The organism is Acidobacteriota bacterium, assembly GCA_028875725.1.
Classification (GTDB): domain Bacteria; phylum Acidobacteriota; class Thermoanaerobaculia; order Multivoradales; family Multivoraceae; genus Multivorans.
The window spans coordinates 387,417-404,668 of the sequence record JAPPCR010000015.1 but is presented as its reverse complement, the minus strand read 5'-3'; the positions used below and the strand labels follow the sequence as shown (position 1 = coordinate 404,668).

Genomic DNA, 17,252 nt, shown 5'->3' with positions numbered 1-17,252 from the left:
CGCCCGCGCTGCGGTAACGTCCGCCCCCAATGCCTGACGAACACCTGGACCTCCTGGAACTGGCCGAGCGGGCCTGGCGCGGAGAACTCGACCTTCAGTTCGAGCACCACCCGGTGCATCGCTACTACCCGGGCTCCTGCCGGCTCATGGACGGTGTGCTCGGCTTCAAGGGCATCGCCGGCTTCTACGTCGTCGACAGTTGCGACGGTCTGGTGATGCTCGACGCCGGCCACCTGCTCGACGTGAAGCGCTGCTTCGAGGAGACGAGGAGGGAATGGCCCGACACACCGGTCGTCGCCGCGATTTACTCGCACCATCACGCGGACCACGTGTTCTCGGTCACCGCCTTCGACGCGGAGGCGGAACAGCAGGGCTGGCCGCGGCCGACGGTCTACGCCCATGAACGCGTGCCGGCTCACTTCGACCGCTACCTCGCGACCCTCGGCTGGAACACGGCGATCAACCGGCGCCAGTTCGCGATCGACGCGCCTCACTATCGCTGGCCCGACAGCTACCGATACCCGGATGTCCTCTACCGCCGGAACCTGACCTTCCGGCGCGGCGAGCTGACCTTCGAGCTGACCCACGGCCGCGGCGAGACGGATGACATCACCTGGACCTGGATCCCGGAGCGCCGCATCCTCCACACCGGCGATCTCTTCATCTGGGCGGTGCCGAACGCCGGCAACCCGCAGAAGGTGCAGCGCTACGTCGCCGACTGGGCGGACAGCCTGGAGCGGATGCTGCCCCTTGGGGCCGAGATCCTGCTGCCTGGGCACGGCCTGCCGATTCTCGGCGCCGACCGGGTGCGCCGCGCACTGGACGGCACGGCGCGCTACATGCGGTCGATCGAGGAACAGAGCGTGGCGGCGATGAACCGGGGCTTGAGTCTCGACCAGGTGCTCCAGGCGGTGGAGCCTCCCGCCGACCTCGCCGACGAGCCCTACCTGCAGCCGGTCTACGACGATCCGAGCTTCCTGGTGCGGATGGTCTGGCGGCGCTACGGCGGCTGGTGGGACGGCGAGTTCGACAACGTCGTGCCGGCGACGAAGAAAGACCTGGCCGAAGCCTGGGTCGAACTGGCGGGCGGAGTGGATCGCGTAGTCGAACGAGCGCTGGCCGCTTCGGCGGAAGGCAACCACGCCGTGGCCTGCCACCTGATTGAAGCGGTCCAGCACGCGGCTCCCGGGAACGCCGAAGTCCACGAGGCCCGGGCCGCCGTCTACCGGGCCAACGCCGGCACGCAGGTGTCGTCCATGGCGCGCAACATCCTGAACCACGCGGCACTGGCCAGCGACCGGGGCCGCCGCGATCTCGCCTCCGATGAGTGAAGCAGGAACCGCCGACTACGAGGCGCCCGCCATCGGCCGCGCTGTGGCCACGGCCGGAGCGCTTTGGGCGGTCGGCGGGATCGTGGGTCTGCTCCTGTGGGCGGTCTACCGGCTGGCCCGAATCTCGATCGCGGCCTTCGACCACCCGTTCGCTTGGTACCACTGGGCTTCTCTGCTCGCGATCATCCCCTTCATGGCCTGGTCGGAAGGGCTGCGCGGCTTTCAGTTGCGGTTCTCGCCACGCGTGGCGGAGCGGGCGATGACGGTTCGCAGCCAGCCGACCCTGCTGCGGGTCGTGTTGGCGCCCCTCTACGCGGCCGGCTACTTCGAGGGGACGCGACGCGAGCGTCTCGGCGTCTGGTTCGGAACCGTCGGCATCCTGGTGCTGATCGTGCTCGTCCACCGGCTGGATCAGCCGTGGCGGGGCATCCTGGACGCGGGTGTGGTCGTAGGGCTGTCCTGGGGGACGATCGCGACGTTGGCACTGAGCGTGCGGGCCTGGAGGAGCTAGGGCTCGATCGTCTTCAGGATGAAGCGCGCCATCGTCTGGCGCAGGTGCAGCGAGAGGTCGGGATCGGTCACGCCGTGGCGTGACTTCGGGTAGAGCATCATCTCGAAGGGCTTGCCGGCCTTCTGGAGCTTCCAGGCCATTTGCAGGGTGTTCTGCATGTGGACGTTGTCGTCCATCGTGCCGTGGATGATCAGCAGGTCGCCGTGGAGATCTCCCGCCGTCTCGAGCACGGAGGTGCGCTCGTAGCCGTCGGGGTTGTCGTCGGGAGTCGACATGTACCGTTCGGTGTAGATCGAGTCGTAGGCACGCCAGTCGACGACGCTCCCGCCGGCGATACCGGCCCGGAAGCGGTCGGACCGGGTCAACGCGAAGAGCGTCATGTAGCCGCCGAAGCTCCAGCCGTCGAGGCCGATCCGCTCCGCGTCGACCCACGGCTTTGCGCCGAGCCAGTCGACCGCCTCGACGAGGTCGACGAGTTCCTGCTCGCCGAAGTTCCTGTACACCGGCCAGGTCGACTCGACGCCCTTGCCCGAGGCGATCCGGTTGTCGACGACGAGGACGACGATCCCCTGCTGGGCGAGATACTGGAACCACATGCCGCGTGAGCCCTGCCAGCCGTCGCGCACCTGCTGAGCGTGGGGGCCGCCGTAGACGTGGACCCAGGCTGGGTAGACGCGTTCGGGATCGAAGCCGTGCGGCCGGATGAGCATCGCCGCCAGGTCGACGCCGTCGCTGGTCTCGATGGTCAGGAGCTCCGGCGGCGAAACTTCGAACCGCTCGATGTCCGGCACCTCGCCGCCGCCGAGTTCGTGCGTCGCCTCGCCGTCCTCTGCGCGCCGTAGCGTCATCGCGGTCGGCGTGTGGAGGTCGCTCGAGGTGGCGATCCAGTACTTGATCGGGCCGTCCTCCGGAAAGTTCGCGCGGTGGCTGCCGGGTTCTTCGGTGAGCAGGGTCGGGTCCGAGCCGTCCAGAGCGACCCGCAGGACATCGGCACCGATTGCCGAGCGGTAAGTACCTGAGACGTAGGCGGATCCAGCCTCTTCGTCCACCGCGTTCAGGGCGCGCACTTCCCAGCGTCCTTCGGTGAGCGGCTTGCCGAGTTCGCCGTCCGGGTCGTAGCGGTAGACGTGCTGGAAGCCTGTCCGTTCGCTCAGCCAGAGAAAGCCGCCGTCCCTGAGGAAGCGGGGCGGCCCGAGCACGTTGACCCAGGCGTGGGACTCCTCACGCAGGATGCGCTCCGATGCGCCGGTGTCCGGATCGGCCCGATGCAGGTCGAGGAAGGTCTGCCGGCGGTCCTGGACCTGGTACCAGACATTGCCGTCGGGTGAGAAGGCGACGTTGACGATCAGGATCTCGGCGTGTCCGTAGAGGCCTGGATCGATCCAGGTGACGCCCCCGCCACTGGCCCTGGCGACGCCAAGCCGGACGCGAGGGTTCGGATCGCCGGCCTTGGGGTAGGGGTAGACCTCGAGCGGCGGCCGGAACGGGACGTGATCGACCACTGTGAAGCGGGGCACGTCGCGCTCGTCGCTCTGCAGGAAGGCGATGCGGCGGCTATCGGGGCTCCACCAGTGGGCCTGGTAGTTGCCGCGGCCGTAGATCTCCTCCTGGTAGACCCAGTCGAGCTTGCCGTTCAGCGTGTTCTCGCCGCCGTCGGTGGTCAGGCGAAGCTCGTTGCCTCCCAGGTCCACGACGTACAGGTCCGCGTCGCGGATGAAGGCGACACGGCGGCCGTCCCGCGAGAACCGGGCGAGTTCCTCGGCTTGCGGACCCCGGGTCAGCCGGGTAAGCGTTTCGTCGTCGAAGCTCCAGACGAACAGGTCCGAGGCGAGGTCGAGCAGCAGCCGGTCGGCGCCGGGCGACATCCGCAGGGAAGCGGGGCGCGCCCTCGACGCCGCGTCCTGAAGGCTCAGGTCCAGTTGCTCCCGGAGCGCGGTTGCCAGGGGCTCCGGGTCGTAGAACGGGCGGCTTTCGCCCGACGCCGCGTCGATGGCCGTCCACGACCAGCCATCCTCGGCATCCTCTCCCGAGAGGTACTCCTCGCCGCCGGGCAGCCAGCGGAGTCGCGGCAGCTCCGGCGAGAAGTCGAGCGCCTCCGGCCCGTAGATGTGGTGGAGCTCCAGGGGCTCCTGCTGCCCTGTTGCCGGCTGAAAGGCCCAGACGGCTCCGGTAGCGGCAAGGAGATACGCAAGAATCACGCGGCGGGGAGAGTTCGACATGGCAGAACAGTAACGGAGGACCCGAGTCTCGGTGGCGGCTGATCTCTACAGGTGGCTCCGACGGATCTTCTGGCGGTCGTGGTTGGAGGATCTGGTGGAGCGTGTACTGGATGAGTTGCTCCCACCTGGCCGGCGGCTTCTGCCGATCAAGCGGGTACCCGAAGCGTCCGGCATGGCGGGACAGACGACGCCGGCTCCGGATCAGCTTCGCGCGGTGCGCAAGGCGGTCGCCCGTTCCAGGCGGAGGCGCGTCAGGCTGGACGAGTTCATGGAGGACACCTCCGTGGCCTGGAGGGAGTACGCGGTCGACCACGGCCTTCCCGGCCAGTTGATCCTGAAGGGAGTCGCGATCGACCACCTCGACGAGACGCTGGCGCGCCTCGAGGGCAGACGCTCCTAGCGCCCCGAGCCTGCTTCGCTGCGTTCCGCGGCGCAGGCTCCTAGAACTCGAACTCCAGCAGCACGTCCACGCTCTGGCCTTCCGCCGTGACGGTGAACCGGTTCATTCCGAGCCGGAAGTGTTCAGCCAGTTCCTGGAAGTCGACCTCGCCCAGACCGTCGACGACGGAGATCTCGATCCGTCGAATCGTCTGGCCGTTGACGGCGGTGACGTGGGCCTCGTCGGTATCCACCGCCAGCCCCGTGAACAGGAGCGGCAGGCTGGCCAGCCGCACCTCGGGGTCGATGCTGTCGTACGGGATGCTGACTTCGAATCCAGGGATGTCGGCGCGGAGAACCGGGAGATCCCGCGCAGCCATGACGTCCACTCGGCCGGAGCCGCGGTCTGCGCGTCGAAGATGACACCGCGACTCAAGTGCGCCTGCTTGCCCTTGATCAGGATGAAGGGCCAGGCGATGACCTTGGCCAGGACCGCGGCGGTCACGAAGCGGCCCCTGCCGGAACGGTCGTAGCCGCCTGCGAGGCGGATCGAGGTGTCGTCCACCGCGGCAACCGTGTTGGCTTCGACCTCGAGTCGACCCCGGATGCCGGCGACCTTGGCCCGCCGGGCCTTGCTGACTTCGGACCAGACCACGGTGCCCGCTTCGATGACGACGCGGCCGTCGATCACGACATCCTCGGCGACCTTGGCGCGGACGCGGTCTCCCAGCCGGACGAAGTTGCTTGATTTCTTCTTGGTCGAGAGGCTCTCGTCGAGGACGCAGTAGACCGTCGTTCCGGCCGGAATCCGCACGCTTTCGGCGATTCCGGCGGTTGGCAGTGCGGTGAGCAGGACGGCGGCGACCGCCGCCCGGAAGAGACGGGTTTGGTGCACGGATGAGACCTCCCGGGTCGTGAGCGTTGGCAGTGGGATCTACGCCGCGGGGCGGCCTGTGGTTTCAGTGCTCGCCGCCGAACCCGGGATCACCTCGAGGACCGCCGGTCGGCTTGGCCCCGGTCGGCTCCTGCGATACCGTGACCGCTTCGCGCATGAGCTTGATCGTCTGGTCCTGGCTGTTCCTGGTCGTCTATCTGGGCGGCATGCTGGCCTTCGGCGTCATTGGCCGGAACCGGGTCCAGGGCGCCGACGACTTCGCCACGGCTCGGGCCGCCTACGGCCCTTTCTTCCTCGCCCTCGCATTCGCGGCAACGACCGCGAGCGGGGCGACGTTCCTCGGCTTCCCGGGCCTCGCCTACGAGCACGGGACGGCGGCGCTGCTCTCGGCGGTCCTCTACCCGGCGGGCGTCTATCTCGGTGTGCTGATCTGCATGCGTCTGGTGGCGAACGTGGGCGAGCGGTTCGGCTCGCGCTCGATTCCGGAGTTCCTGGGGGACCGGTACCAGTCGGACGGCATTCGCGTGATCGTCACTGTGGCGTCCCTGCTCCTGTTCTTCTACCTGGCCGGCCAGCTCCTGTCGGGTCTGGTCATGTTCGAGACCATGCTCGGTCTGTCGCCGGCCTGGGCGCTGGGTATCACGGCCGTCGTGCTGATGGTCTACGTGTCGCTGGGCGGCGCCCACGCGGACATCCTCACCGACGGCGTGCAGGGCTTCCTGATGCTGCTGATCGGCGTGCTGGTCATCCTCCTGTTCCTCTTCGGCGCCGGCCTGGACGGCGGCTTCGGCACGGTCATCTCGAACATTCGGGGCCAGGACCCGAACCAGGTCGGCTGGATCAACCGCTCGACGCCGCTCTACCACTCCTGGTGGTCGCAGTTGGCGGTGCTGCTCGCCCACATTCCGCTCGGACTGCTACCCCACATCGGCAACAAGATCTGGGCGCTCAAGACGGGCAAGTCCCGTTTCACCTTCCTGCGCTTCGCTTCCGTCTTCGGCGTCACACTGGGCATGCTCGGCCTCGGCGGCGCCCTGGCGCGGGCGGTGCTCGGTGGCCGGCTGTACGAAGAGGGCTCGACCCCGAACGAGGCGCTGCCGGCGCTGTTCATCGAGCTCTTCCCGGCCTGGCTGGCCGCGCTCATCGGCGTCGGCATCCTGTCGGCGGTCATGTCGACGGCGGATGGGCTCGTCGTCTCCTCGTCGCAGATCGTCGCCAACGACCTTTACCGGCGGACGATCGCGCCGCGCTTCCACTCGCACCTGAGCGACGAGCAGCTCGACCGGCGGGTGCTGGTCATCAGCCGCTGGGCGACCGTCGGGGTCATGGTTGCCTGCGTGGCGATGGCCTGGATGCTGATGGACATGAACATCGCGATCCTGGTCTGGACCGGGAACGGCGGCATGATGGCTGCCTTCGCGGGGCCGCTGGTGCTCGGCGCGCTGTGGAGCGGCGTGACGCGTACCGGCGCCTACACGGGGTTGATCGTAGGCCTCAGTTCCTTCCTGATCCTGCACACCGGAATCATCGATCCGGCCTGGTTCGAGGGCAGCTTCCTGCACCCGGTGTTCTCCTGGCTGCACGGCGAAGCGCCGAACCCCACCTCCTGCGCGGCGCTCGCCGGACTGTTCGCGATGGCTTGCACGGCGGCGGTGTCGCTGGCGACGAAGCCGCTGCCTGCGGCCCATGTCGGGTCGCTGTTCCGGCGCGTGCCGGCGACGGACTGAGCGTAGTATCCGCCGCCGGAGGAACGCCATGCCAAAGATCGACGAAGCGGCGAAGGATGTCCTGTTCCGGGACGCCCGCAGCCAGAACAGGTGGTTGCCGCGGGACGTGCCGCGGGAAACCCTGCAGGAGCTCCACGACCTGATGAAGTGGGGACCGACGAGCGCGAACTGCTGGCCGCAGCGGGTCGTCTTCACCGTGAGCGATGAAGCGAAGGAGCGGCTGGCTTCGATCGCCATGCCGGGCAACCAGGACAAGATCCGGCAGGCGCCGGCGACCGCGATCCTGGGCTACGACCTGGCGTTCTTCGAGAAGATGGACGTGCTCTTCGCCCACAATCCGGGCATGGCCGAGATGTTCCGCAACAACGCGGAACTCGCCGAGGTGACGGCGTTTCGCAACGCCACCCTGCAGGGTGCCTACTTCATGCTGGCCGCGCGCTCGCTCGGCCTCGACAGCGGTCCGATGTCGGGGTTCGACAACGCGAAGTGCGATGACCTCTTCTTCCCCGGCACGACGATTCGCTCGAACTTCCTCTGCTCGATCGGCTACGGCGACCCCGAAGGCCTGTTCGGACGCTTGCCGCGGCCGGAGTTCGAGGAGGTCTGCCGCGTCGAGTAGCTCAGCGGCGCCAGAAGGCGGGCAGGAGGATCGCGGCGACGGCGACGATCTCGAGTCGGCCCAGCCACATCAGGAAGATCAGCACTAGCTTCTCCCAGCCGGCGAAGAAGGCGTAGTTGAGCGACGGGCCGGCCGCGCCCATCGCCGGGCCGACGTTCGACAGGCAGGCCAGCGAAGACGACAGCGAGGTCACCAGGTCGTTGCCCGCGAGGGCGAGGATGGCGGCGACTCCCAGCCACAGGAAGGCGAAGAGGGTCATGAAGCCGCCCAGGCTGCGCGCCACCTGGTCGCTGATCGTCCTTTTGCCGATCCAGAGGGCCAGGACCCGGCGCGGGTTGAACATGAGATGGACCTCGCGCAGCGCCATCTTCAGCGTCATGACGAGCCGGCCGACCTTGACGCCTCCCGCAGTCGAGCCGGCGCAGCCGCCGATGAACATGGCAAGCAGCAGCAGCGTGCGCGACGTGTCGCTCCACGAGTCGTAGTCCCTGGTCGTGTAGCCGGTCGTCGTCATCAGGGATACGGAGTTGAACGCGGCTTCCCGAAGGGCCTCCAGCAGCGGCAGGTCCGTGCTGCGCCAGCGGTCCAGCGTGACCAGGGCCACCAGCACGGCTGCGATCGAGGCGTAGGCGCGAAACTCGACGTCCTTGTAGAGCTGGCTGGGCCGTGAGCGGACCGCGAAGATCAGGGAGAAATTGATGCCCGCGATCAGCATGAAGACGATGATCGTCCACTCGATGAACGCGGAGTCGAAGGCGGCAACGCTCGCGTTGTAGGGGGCGAAGCCGCCGATCGACACCGTCGTGAAGGCGTAGCAGAAGGCCTCGTACTGGGTGGCGCCGCCGGCGAGCAGCAGCAGGATGAGGACGATGGTCAGGCCGACGTAGATACGCCACAGCACGGTCGCCGTCTTCTGCACCTGGGGCTGGAACATGTCCTGGGTGGGCCCCGGCACCTCCAGGCGGTAGAGCAGGCGGGCGCCCGGGCCCAGGCTGGGAAAGAGGGCGACGAACAGGAGCAGGATCCCCATGCCGCCCAGCCACTGCGTGAGGCCGCGCCAGAGCAGGATGCTGGGACTCACCAGCTCGATGTCGGTCAGGATCGAGGCGCCCGTCGTCGTGAACCCGGAGGCGGACTCGAAGAGGGCGGAGGCCGGATCCGCGATCTCACCGCTCAGCAGGTAGGGGAGAGCGCCGAAGAAGGAGGCCAGGATGTAGGCGCCGACCACCACCAGGGTCGCTTCGCGCCGGTAGATCTTCTCGTGCGGCTTGCCCCACCAGTGAGCGGCCGCACCGGCGAGAGCAGAGACGATCAGCGACCCTCCGAGTGCCGCCGCGGGCCGGTCTTCGCCGTGCCAGATGGCGAACAGGAAGGGGATCAACTGCGCCCCGGCCAGCAGCAGGAGGAGCCGCCCGACCAGACCGGAGACGGCGCGCAGGTTCATCCGGTACTACGGGGCCTGTTGCCGACGGTCAGGGAGCCGCGGCCACCACGGCTTCGGGCAGCGCCAGGGCCAGCAGCTCGTTTTCGAAGTCCGTGCCGCTGAGCGCCATCACGATGTACTGGCGCCCCTGGTGGAGGTAGGTCATCGGTGCGCCGCTGACGCCGGCCGGAAGCTCGGTCTCCCAGACGACGTCGCCGGTCGCCTTGTCGAAGGCCCTGAACTTGCGGCTGCCCGCGCCCTCGGGCTGGACGACCATGACATCCGAGCCGTCGGCCAGGAACACCAGGGTCTTGGTGACCAGTGCCGAGACCCGACCCTGCTGGCCGAGCGGCGGCAGGTCCAGGTGGGCGAGCGCGGGGTGATCGCGAGGGCCGTCGCCGTTCGGGACCATCCAGAGGTGCTCCCCGGTGTCGAGGTCGATCGCGGTCAGCCGGCCGTATGGAGGCTTCGTGATCGGCAGGCCGTTCGGCAGGGTCGCCCATTCGTAACCGTCTGCCTCGCTCAGGTCGACCCGGTAGCGCAGGTTGGAGCGCGCGGGGTCTGGCGGCTGGCGCAGGCCCAGGATCGCCGGCACGGTGACCGACGGCAGGTAGAGCACGTTCGTCTCCGGGTCGAGCGCGGCGCCGTTCCAGTTCGTACCGCCGACCGCCCCGGGAACCTGGATCGTCGGTTTCGTGTCGGGGCCCTCGATCAGTGTCGGCGGTTGGAAGATCGGGCCGATCCGGTACTGCGAAACGTACTCGAGCGCCATCGCCCGCAGTTCCGGCGTGAAGTCGATCAGGTCGTCGATGGCCAGTCCCTGGAGGTCGTAGGGCAATGGCCAGGTCGGATGCGGCTGGGTCGGCCACGCCTGCTCGCCGGGAACTTCGGAGGGCGGCACGGGTAGCTCGACGATCGGCCACACCGGCTCGCCGGTCTCCCGGTCGAACACGTACAGGAACGCCTGTTTGGAAGGCTGCGCCAGCGCCTTGATCGGCTTGCCGTCAACGACGATGTCGGCGAGCACGGGCGCCGCGGGGAAGTCGTAGTCCCAGAGTCCGTGGTGCACGGCCTGGAAGTGCCAGCGCCGCTCGCCGGTCGCGGCGTCGAGAGCGAGGATCGACTCGGCGAACAGGCCCTTTCCCGGGCGGTGGCCGCCGTACCAGTCGTTGCTCGGGGTGCTGGTTGCCGCGTAGGCGATGCCCAGTTCCTGGTCGCAACTGATCCAGGTCCAGACGTTGGCGGCGCCGGCCTCGGCCGCTTCGGGGCTGTCCCAGGTATCGAATCCGAACTCGCCCGGCTCGGGGATGATGTTGAAACGCCAGCGCAGAGCTCCGGAGCGCGCATCGTAGCCCCGGATCATCCCCGGCGGGTTCTTCCGCCGCGACCAGGCGTCGGACGTCGATTCACCGACCACGATGGAGTCGCCGCAGACGACGGGTGCCGATGTCCAGAAGTACTGACGGCGCGTCACGCCGCTGCCGACGTCGAGCATGTCGGCGCGCCCGCCGTCGCCGAAGTCAGGGTCGAGGGTACCGGTGTCCGCGTCGAGGGCGGTCAGCCGGCCGTTGCCGGTGAAGAAGAGCCGCCGCCTCTCTCCCTCACTCCAGGTCACGCCGCCGCGGACGGAGCCGCGGCCCATGTTCCGTGGCGGTTCGTCCTCGAACGGATCGTAGGTCCACAGAATCTCGCCGCTGGCGGGGTCGAGCGCGGCCGCGGCCAGGCCGGTCGCGACCAGCACCCGTCCGTCGCGCATCATCGGCGTGTTCTGGAACACGAAGGGCGGAATGACGCCCTCGTGGCGGGCGGCGATCCCGTAGTCGATCGACTTCCAGCGCCAGGCGACCTCGAGCTGATGCACGTTGTCGCGGTCGATCTGGTCGAGAGGCGAGTACTTGCTGCTGCGGCTGTCAGCGGCGTAGTTGTGCCATTCGCCGGCAGGCTGGGCCTCGGCAGCGCTGGCTGAGGCCGGTCTCAGGTCCGCGCCTGCCTGGGCGTGGGCCGCGGCCGCGGCTCCGGCCGCGCTCAAGGCAACGGCGACGAGGCGCCGTCGGATCTCGGGGCGCGGGATCATTCGTCGGGTGGCGCCGGGTCGTCGTCCTCCTTCGCGTCCCCGGCCTCGGCGGCTGCACCCTCATCATTCCGGTTTCCCAGCGTCTTCACGAACTCCTGCAGTTCTTCCTCGGTCCTCGGCAGTCCCTGAGCAGAAGAACCGAGCGCCCTGCTGAGGGACTCCTGCCAGGTCAGGCGCTCGCCCGGCGTGCCGTCGGGGTTCGGCTTCGGATCGAGCCACTCGAGGGAGTAGAGGAAGCCGTCCATGCGGGAGACCGTGTCGTCGTACCACTTGTTCCGGTTCTCGCCGTCCGGCCCCCGACCGAAGTTGAAGAAGCCGTGGCCCTGGTCGTGGTAGCTGACGAAGTCGCATCGGTTCTTGTGGTCTCGCAGGCCCCGGCAGAACCGGTCCGCCGTGCTGTGGGGCACGGTCTCGTCGGCCTGGCCGTGGAAGAGGATGGTGGGCGGCAGGCCGGCCCGCAGATGGTGGAACGGGGACATCGATTTCGGCGGCGCGCCGAAGCGTTCCTCAAGCGCCGCGAAGCGCTCACGCTCCTCCTCCGTTGGCGCCGGGTCGCCTTCGACGGGAGCGAGGACGGTCGCCGGATTGAACAGAACCAGGGCGTTGGGTACGGGACTGACGCCGTCGGGATCGGGATCGTGGCCGGGCAGGGTGGCCGTTGCCGCCGCCAGGTGCCCTCCCGCTGAGCCGCCGCCGGCCGCGATGCGGTCGGGGTCGATGCCGAGCCGGTCCGCGTTCGCGCGCAGCCAGCGGACCGCGCTCTTGGCGTCCTCCACGCATTCGTGCGCCGTCACGCCGTGTCTGGTGGCCACGCGGTAGTCGGCGACGGCGGCGACCATGCCCCGTTCCGCGAGGTACTGGCACTGCGGCAGGAACTGCAGCGGGGAACCCGAACGCCAACCGCCGCCGAAGAAGAAGACGATCGCGGGCCGCTGATCGTCCGCCGTGTGCTTCTCGGGGTTGCAGAAGTGCATCTTGAGCTCGACCTCGCCGACCGTGCGGTAGACCTCCGAGGTCGTTCCCTCCATCTCCGGCGGGTAGGGCCGCTGGGCCTTGAGGGCGTCGGCGCCGAGGGCGAAGAGGACGGTGGCGGTCAGCACGGTCGCGAAGCCGGGCGGGCGTCGGTTGGGTCGGATGTTGGTCGAACGGGTCATGGGCACCTCTCGGGAAGGACTTGGACGGAGTCTATCGGCGGGCCGTTTCGCGGATGCCTTCCTCGGCGTCCCCGTCGTCGACGCTCTCGTCCGTGCCGCCGCGGATCCACGTCAGGCGGTACAGCTCGTGCGGTTGCAGTTCAGTCTCCAGGGCGCGCCGGATCACCATTGAAGAGCCTGGACGGGCGTCGAAGGCTCCGCGCTCGAGGAAGGCGAAGACGCGCTCGCGGTCCTTGCAGGCGTCGTCCTGTTCGTCGCAGCCGAAGTCGTTGCCGTCCGTGTCGAGCAGGAACAGGAGCGGGTCGGGCGACACGAACCTGCCCTCCAGGCTGCGGAACGCTCGCCAGAGATCGAGGGAGGGAATCGTCCAGCCGTCTCCCGATTCGGCGAATCCGACCGCCTCGGTGACCGGACCGTCCGGCAGCACGGTGATGACGGCCGGGAACGGATCGAAGACCCGGCGCGACAGCTCCCGCAGGGTGAAGGCGTCGTCATCCGGAACCTCGAAGATCTCCAGCAACGGCTCGCCGGCCTCCAGGAGCCGCTCGATCAACTCGAGTTCGAGGTCGCGTAAGGCAGGCTGGTCCGGCGGCCGCTCGGGGGCAGCCGGCGGAGCGGTGTTCAGCGCGAGCTCCCGCGGCGGCGCGACGAGCGTCGATTCGGGCAGTTCCTCGCCCCGGGCGGCCGCGAACAGGGCCCGCAGGCACTCGAAACGGCGGCCCGGGTTCTCGTCCATGTAGCGCCACAACGCCGCGACGCGCCGGTGGTAGCGGGCGGCGTCGACGGCGAAACCGCGCAGGCCGCGCTCGACGGTGTCGAACTCGCCGGCAGTCGCCTGTGTTCCGCCGTCGAAGACGAACTCCAGCGATACCGTCTGCGGCGGCGGTTGCCGGTCGTCCGGCTCCCGCCGTTCATTGTCCCGGACGGCCTGGGACGGACGGATGGGCGTGTTGGCGAAGAACTCCTGGAGTTCGGCATCCGGGTTGCCGACCAGCGCCCAGCGGCGGTAGCTGGTCAGCTCCCTGCCTGCCCGCTCCCACTCGGCGCCGTCGGCGAGCGGCTCGTACAGGCGGTCGAAGCGCAGATGCCAGACGTCGTAGCCGTTCATCAACGCCTCGGTCCGGTCGTTCAGCCGTCGCTCGATCAGTGCGTGCCCCTCGGGGACCGCGTGGCGGTGGATCGAGACCTCGGCCTCGAGCCTCACGTAGCCGTTGGCGTCGGCCGGCTCGACGATGTCGTCCTCGGCCTGCTGCGTGTCCTCCACCGACGGCGGGTAGAACTCGAGGTGCAGGGTCTCGGCCACCGGGTCGTCGGTGCAGCCGGCGAGCGCGATGGCGAGCAGCGCCGCGATCGCTCCCGGGAGGGCGCGGCGGATTGCGGCTCCGGGCGGGAGGAACGGACGATTGCGGCTGGCGACCATGGCCGGGTGGCCTAGTTTGCAACACGCGTAGGATCGACCGTCTTCCCGCAGACTCGCGTCGAACCGATGAACCTCTTCGCCCTGCTCTACGAGCGTCTCGAGACGGCCCTCGATCGTCCGAGCCTGGTGCCAGCCGGCGCCGCCGAAGGCGCGTGCGGGCCGGCGTGGACGTATCGCCATCTCGACGACGCTTCGGCCCGGTTCTCGGCGGCGCTGCGCCGGCGCGGCGTCGAGCCCGGGGACCGGGTACTGGTCCAGGTCCCAAAGTCGGTGGAGGCTGTGGCGTTGTACCTGGGCGTGTTGCGCTGTGGTGGCGTGTACGTGCCGCTGAATACGGCCTACACCGAGCGGGAGGTCACGTTCTTCGTCGACGACGCGTCGCCGCGGGTCGTCGTCGGGGCAGAGGCCGTCGGACGGCAGGCGGTGGGCATCGACGCGCTCTGGTCGGAAGCCCGGGCGCAAGAACCCGATGCGGCGGTCGAACCTCGCCGAGACGACGACCTGGCCGCCATCTGCTACACGTCGGGCACCACGGGGCGCTCCAAGGGCGCGATGATCACCCACGGCAACCTGACCTCGAACGCCCTCGCCCTGCACGAGATCTGGGGCTTCGAGCCCGGGGACGTGCTGCTCCACGCGTTGCCGATCTTCCACGTCCACGGACTGTTCGTGGCGCTGCACACCGCGTTCCTGAACGCCTCGAAGGTTCTCTTCCTGCCGCGGTTCGACGGCGCGGAAGTGCGCCGTTTGCTGCCGGAGGCGACGGTGCTGATGGGCGTGCCCACGTTCTATTCGCGGCTGCTGGCGGAGCCGGGTTTCGGCAGTGCCGACTGCGAGAGCATCCGGCTGTTCGTTTCCGGGTCGGCGCCCCTGACGGAAGCCGTCTTCGGTGACTTCCAGGCCCGCACCGGTCACCGGATCCTGGAACGCTACGGCATGACGGAGGCGGGGATGATCACCTCGAACCCGCTCTCCGGGGAGCGGTTGGCCGGCACGGTCGGCTTTCCGCTTCCGGATGTCGAAGTGCGGGCCGTGGGTGAGGACGGCAGCGAAGTGGCAGCCGGTGAAGTCGGCACGCTGGAGATTCGCGGCCCAAATCTGTTCCCGGGCTACTGGGGCCTGCCGGAGAAGACGGCCGAGGAGATGCGCGACGACGGCTTCTTCGTCACCGGCGACCTCGCGAGCGTCGACGGCGAGGGCCGGGTGACCCTGGTCGGCCGAGGCAAGGACCTGATCATCGCCGGCGGCTTCAACGTCTACCCGAAGGAAGTCGAGGACCGGCTCGATGAGGTAGCGGGAGTAGCGGAATCGGCGGTGATCGGCGCGCCGCACACCGACCTGGGCGAGGGCGTGGTCGCCGTGCTGGTCGCCGGAGACTTGCCGGTCGAAGACGATACGCTCCGCTCCGCGCTCGATGCGGGGCTGGCGCGCTACAAGCACCCCCGCCGGTTCTACTGGGTCGACGAGCTGCCGCGCAACGCGATGGGGAAGGTACAGAAGAACGTGCTGCGCGAGCGGTACCGCGACGCATACGACGGATGAAGGAGAAGGCTCAATGACGCAGACAGAGAAGAGGCTCGACGGCAGGGTAGCCCTGGTCACCGGAGCGAGCCGCGGCATCGGCAAGGCGATCGCCGAGCTGTTCGCCGAGCACGGCGCGCGAGTCGCCTGCACGGCGCGGACGCTGTCGGAGGGGGGGCACTACCTGGGCGGTTCGCTCGAGACGACGATCGAAGAGATTCGGGCCGGCGGCGGTGACGCGACCGCCTTCGCCTGCGACGTCTCCGAGTACGAGAACTGCGAGCGCCTGGTGAACGAGGTGCGCGACGTCCTCGGACCCATCGACGTGCTGATCAACAACGCCGCCCTGACCTACTTCATCCCGGTCGTGGATTTCCCGATCAACAAGTGGCACCGCTCGACCGCGGTCAACTTCCACGCGCCGTTCTATCTCTCGAAGCTCGTGCTGCCCGGGATGATCGAGCGTGGCGCGGGCAGCATCGTCAACGTTTCCTCGGGCGCGGCGATCGGCCCCGGCCGCGGCCCTTACAAGGGTCCGCAGTTCGCGGGCGGCTCGCTGTACGGCGCCGAGAAGGCGGCCCTGGAGCGCTTCACCCAGGGCCTCGCCTCCGAGGTGTACGAGCACGGTGTCTCGGTGACCTGCTACAGCCCGTCCCAGATTGTCCCCACGCCGGGCGTCGTCCACCACCGGCTGATGGAGGGACGCGACCCGAACGAGGCGGAAACCGTCGAGATCATGGCCCAGGCGGCCCTGCTGCTCGCCACCGAGCCGCTCGACCGGGTCACCGGCCGGGTCACCTACAGCCAGGCGATCCTGGAGGAGTTCGGCTGGATCGAGAAGGGGCGGGGACTCGGCACGGAGCGACAGGGCTCCGGCTACAGCATGATCTGACCTACTCCCCGCCCTTCACCGGCCTGCCGGCAGCGATCCACTCCTTCTCGAGCTGGCGTGCTCCCCTGAGCTGTCCCAGCATCGAGTAGTTGCCTTCGTGGCAGGCGTACTCGTAGTTGTATTGGTCGGTCCTTGGCCACGGCATCTCGCCGCCGTAGGCCGCGGTGTACTCCTCGTCCTCGACCTCGAACTGGTAGAGCAGCGACTGGCCGTCGATCGGGCTGAAGCGCTCCGTGACCTTCATCGCGCCGCGCGGCACGCCGGCCGACTCTCTGCCGTGCAGCATCTGGGGTGCCGCTTCGCGACGGAAGTTCGTCGTCTCGACGACCAGGGTGTCGCCTTCCCAACGGCCGATCGAGTCGCCGGAGTAGGACTGGTACGGCGCGGGCGAATGCTCCGCGTCGATTCGCACGACGCGGGTCCAGTGCATCCACTCGATGTGGATCATCAGGTAGTCGTCCGTCTGCACCAGGGTCTTCAGGTTGTTGTAGGAGATCGTGCGAATCGGGATCGAAGCGCCGGGCTGGTAGATGCAGCGGACGCCCAGGACCATCGTCTCCGGGCTGTCGAAGGGTGTGTCGCCCGACTCCAGCCACCAGGCGGTGCCGTCGTCGTTCATCCAGATGAACCTGGGCAGGGCGCCGCGATGCCTCTGAGCCTCTTCCGTCAGCGGCGGCATCCGGCCGTTCGGCGGGTTCGTCAGGATCGACGTTCGGTACTTGCCGTCGATCCTGAACATCGTGTGGCCTGGATCGAACCAGGCGTAGTTGTAGCTCTGGCGGTCGATGAAGGCGCCCTTCTCCGGTGGCGGCCTGTCCGGGGCGCTGGCCGCGTCGCCGTCCAGGACGCGCTGACGCTGGTTGGCTTCGACCCCGGCCGCCTCCTCCGGGCTGAGGACGAGTTCCTCGCCCCGCTCGGGCCGGCGCTCGAAGGGCGTCAGCGAGCGGATGTCGTAGCGGCCGGTGAAGTCGGGCTTGCCGTTGGGCGTGCGGGGAATGTCGTCTGCGGCCGCTAGGGCGGCGCCGGCGCCCGAGGCGAGCAGTGCGCAGATGAGAGCGATGGTCTTCCGCATCTCCGTTCTCCTTGTT

General features: G+C 68.7%; 15 protein-coding genes. 8 read left to right on the top strand and 7 right to left on the bottom strand.

The genetic code is table 11. From position 1 onward, the window contains the following. Positions 1 to 29: 29 nt before the first annotated feature. Together OXI49_13225 and OXI49_13220 are read left to right on the top strand one after the other, a co-directional pair. Positions 30 to 1,331 carry an MBL fold metallo-hydrolase gene (locus OXI49_13225; GenBank protein MDE2691472.1) on the top strand — a complete coding sequence of 434 codons (1,302 nt, stop codon included), beginning with the start codon at positions 30 to 32 and terminating at the stop codon, positions 1,329 to 1,331. After that, on the top strand, positions 1,324 to 1,842 hold the full coding sequence (locus OXI49_13220; protein ID MDE2691471.1) for a hypothetical protein: 519 nt from the start codon (positions 1,324 to 1,326) through the stop codon (positions 1,840 to 1,842). The genes OXI49_13225 and OXI49_13220 overlap by 8 nt, the downstream gene beginning before the upstream one ends. On the opposite strand, the gene OXI49_13215 is transcribed toward OXI49_13220, so the two are convergent. Then, entirely contained in the window at positions 1,839 to 4,061 is a 2,223-nt protein-coding gene (locus OXI49_13215; GenBank protein ID MDE2691470.1) for a DPP IV N-terminal domain-containing protein, read from the bottom strand. The two genes, OXI49_13220 and OXI49_13215, sit on opposite strands and share 4 nt — an antisense overlap. A gap of 31 nt (positions 4,062 to 4,092) precedes the next feature. Between OXI49_13215 and OXI49_13210 the strand changes: the two genes are divergently transcribed. Beyond that, entirely contained in the window at positions 4,093 to 4,461 is a 369-nt protein-coding gene (locus tag OXI49_13210; GenBank protein ID MDE2691469.1) for a hypothetical protein, read from the top strand. 40 nt (positions 4,462 to 4,501) lie between these two features. Here the strand turns inward: OXI49_13210 and OXI49_13205 are convergent, their stop codons facing one another. Continuing rightward, positions 4,502 to 4,819 (bottom strand): hypothetical protein, encoded by a 318-nt coding sequence (locus OXI49_13205; protein MDE2691468.1) that lies wholly within the window; start codon positions 4,817 to 4,819, stop codon positions 4,502 to 4,504. A gap of 56 nt (positions 4,820 to 4,875) precedes the next feature. On the opposite strand from OXI49_13205, the gene OXI49_13200 reads away from it, so the two are divergent. The 3 genes from OXI49_13200 (at position 4,876) to OXI49_13190 (ending at position 7,680) form a co-directional block, all read left to right on the top strand. Beyond that, positions 4,876 to 5,187: a hypothetical protein gene (locus OXI49_13200; protein ID MDE2691467.1), complete on the top strand. Its 312-nt coding sequence runs from the start codon at positions 4,876 to 4,878 to the stop codon at positions 5,185 to 5,187. 287 nt (positions 5,188 to 5,474) lie between these two features. Next, positions 5,475 to 7,061: a sodium:solute symporter family protein gene (locus tag OXI49_13195; protein MDE2691466.1), complete on the top strand. Its 1,587-nt coding sequence runs from the start codon at positions 5,475 to 5,477 to the stop codon at positions 7,059 to 7,061. 28 nt (positions 7,062 to 7,089) lie between these two features. Beyond that, positions 7,090 to 7,680, top strand: coding sequence for a malonic semialdehyde reductase (locus tag OXI49_13190; GenBank protein ID MDE2691465.1), 591 nt, complete (start codon positions 7,090 to 7,092; stop codon positions 7,678 to 7,680). Position 7,681: 1 nt separating this feature from the next. Here the strand turns inward: OXI49_13190 and OXI49_13185 are convergent, their stop codons facing one another. The 4 genes from OXI49_13185 to OXI49_13170 are packed head-to-tail and all read right to left on the bottom strand — an operon-like array spanning position 7,682 to position 13,751. Beyond that, positions 7,682 to 9,124, bottom strand: coding sequence for a TrkH family potassium uptake protein (locus OXI49_13185; GenBank protein ID MDE2691464.1), 1,443 nt, complete (start codon positions 9,122 to 9,124; stop codon positions 7,682 to 7,684). Between the two features lie 28 nt (positions 9,125 to 9,152). Continuing rightward, on the bottom strand, positions 9,153 to 11,177 hold the full coding sequence (locus OXI49_13180) for a PQQ-binding-like beta-propeller repeat protein (protein MDE2691463.1): 2,025 nt from the start codon (positions 11,175 to 11,177) through the stop codon (positions 9,153 to 9,155). Beyond that, positions 11,174 to 12,331, bottom strand: coding sequence for an alpha/beta hydrolase (locus OXI49_13175; protein MDE2691462.1), 1,158 nt, complete (start codon positions 12,329 to 12,331; stop codon positions 11,174 to 11,176). Before OXI49_13175 ends, OXI49_13180 begins: the two co-directional genes overlap by 4 nt. 31 nt (positions 12,332 to 12,362) lie before the next feature. Further along, positions 12,363 to 13,751, bottom strand: coding sequence for a hypothetical protein (locus OXI49_13170; GenBank protein MDE2691461.1), 1,389 nt, complete (start codon positions 13,749 to 13,751; stop codon positions 12,363 to 12,365). A gap of 66 nt (positions 13,752 to 13,817) precedes the next feature. Here OXI49_13170 and OXI49_13165 point away from each other — a divergent pair, with 66 nt between their 5' ends. Both OXI49_13165 and OXI49_13160 read left to right on the top strand, forming a co-directional pair. Then, positions 13,818 to 15,293 (top strand): AMP-binding protein, encoded by a 1,476-nt coding sequence (locus tag OXI49_13165; GenBank protein MDE2691460.1) that lies wholly within the window; start codon positions 13,818 to 13,820, stop codon positions 15,291 to 15,293. Positions 15,294 to 15,306: 13 nt separating this feature from the next. Continuing rightward, positions 15,307 to 16,164, top strand: a complete 858-nt coding sequence (locus tag OXI49_13160; protein ID MDE2691459.1) for an SDR family NAD(P)-dependent oxidoreductase — start codon at positions 15,307 to 15,309, stop codon at positions 16,162 to 16,164. Between the two features lies 1 nt (position 16,165). Here OXI49_13160 and OXI49_13155 read toward each other — a convergent pair whose 3' ends face one another. Beyond that, the gene (locus OXI49_13155; GenBank protein MDE2691458.1) at positions 16,166 to 17,236 is read right to left on the bottom strand and encodes a hypothetical protein; all 1,071 of its coding nucleotides are present in this window, start codon (positions 17,234 to 17,236) and stop codon (positions 16,166 to 16,168) included. Positions 17,237 to 17,252 lie beyond the last annotated feature (16 nt).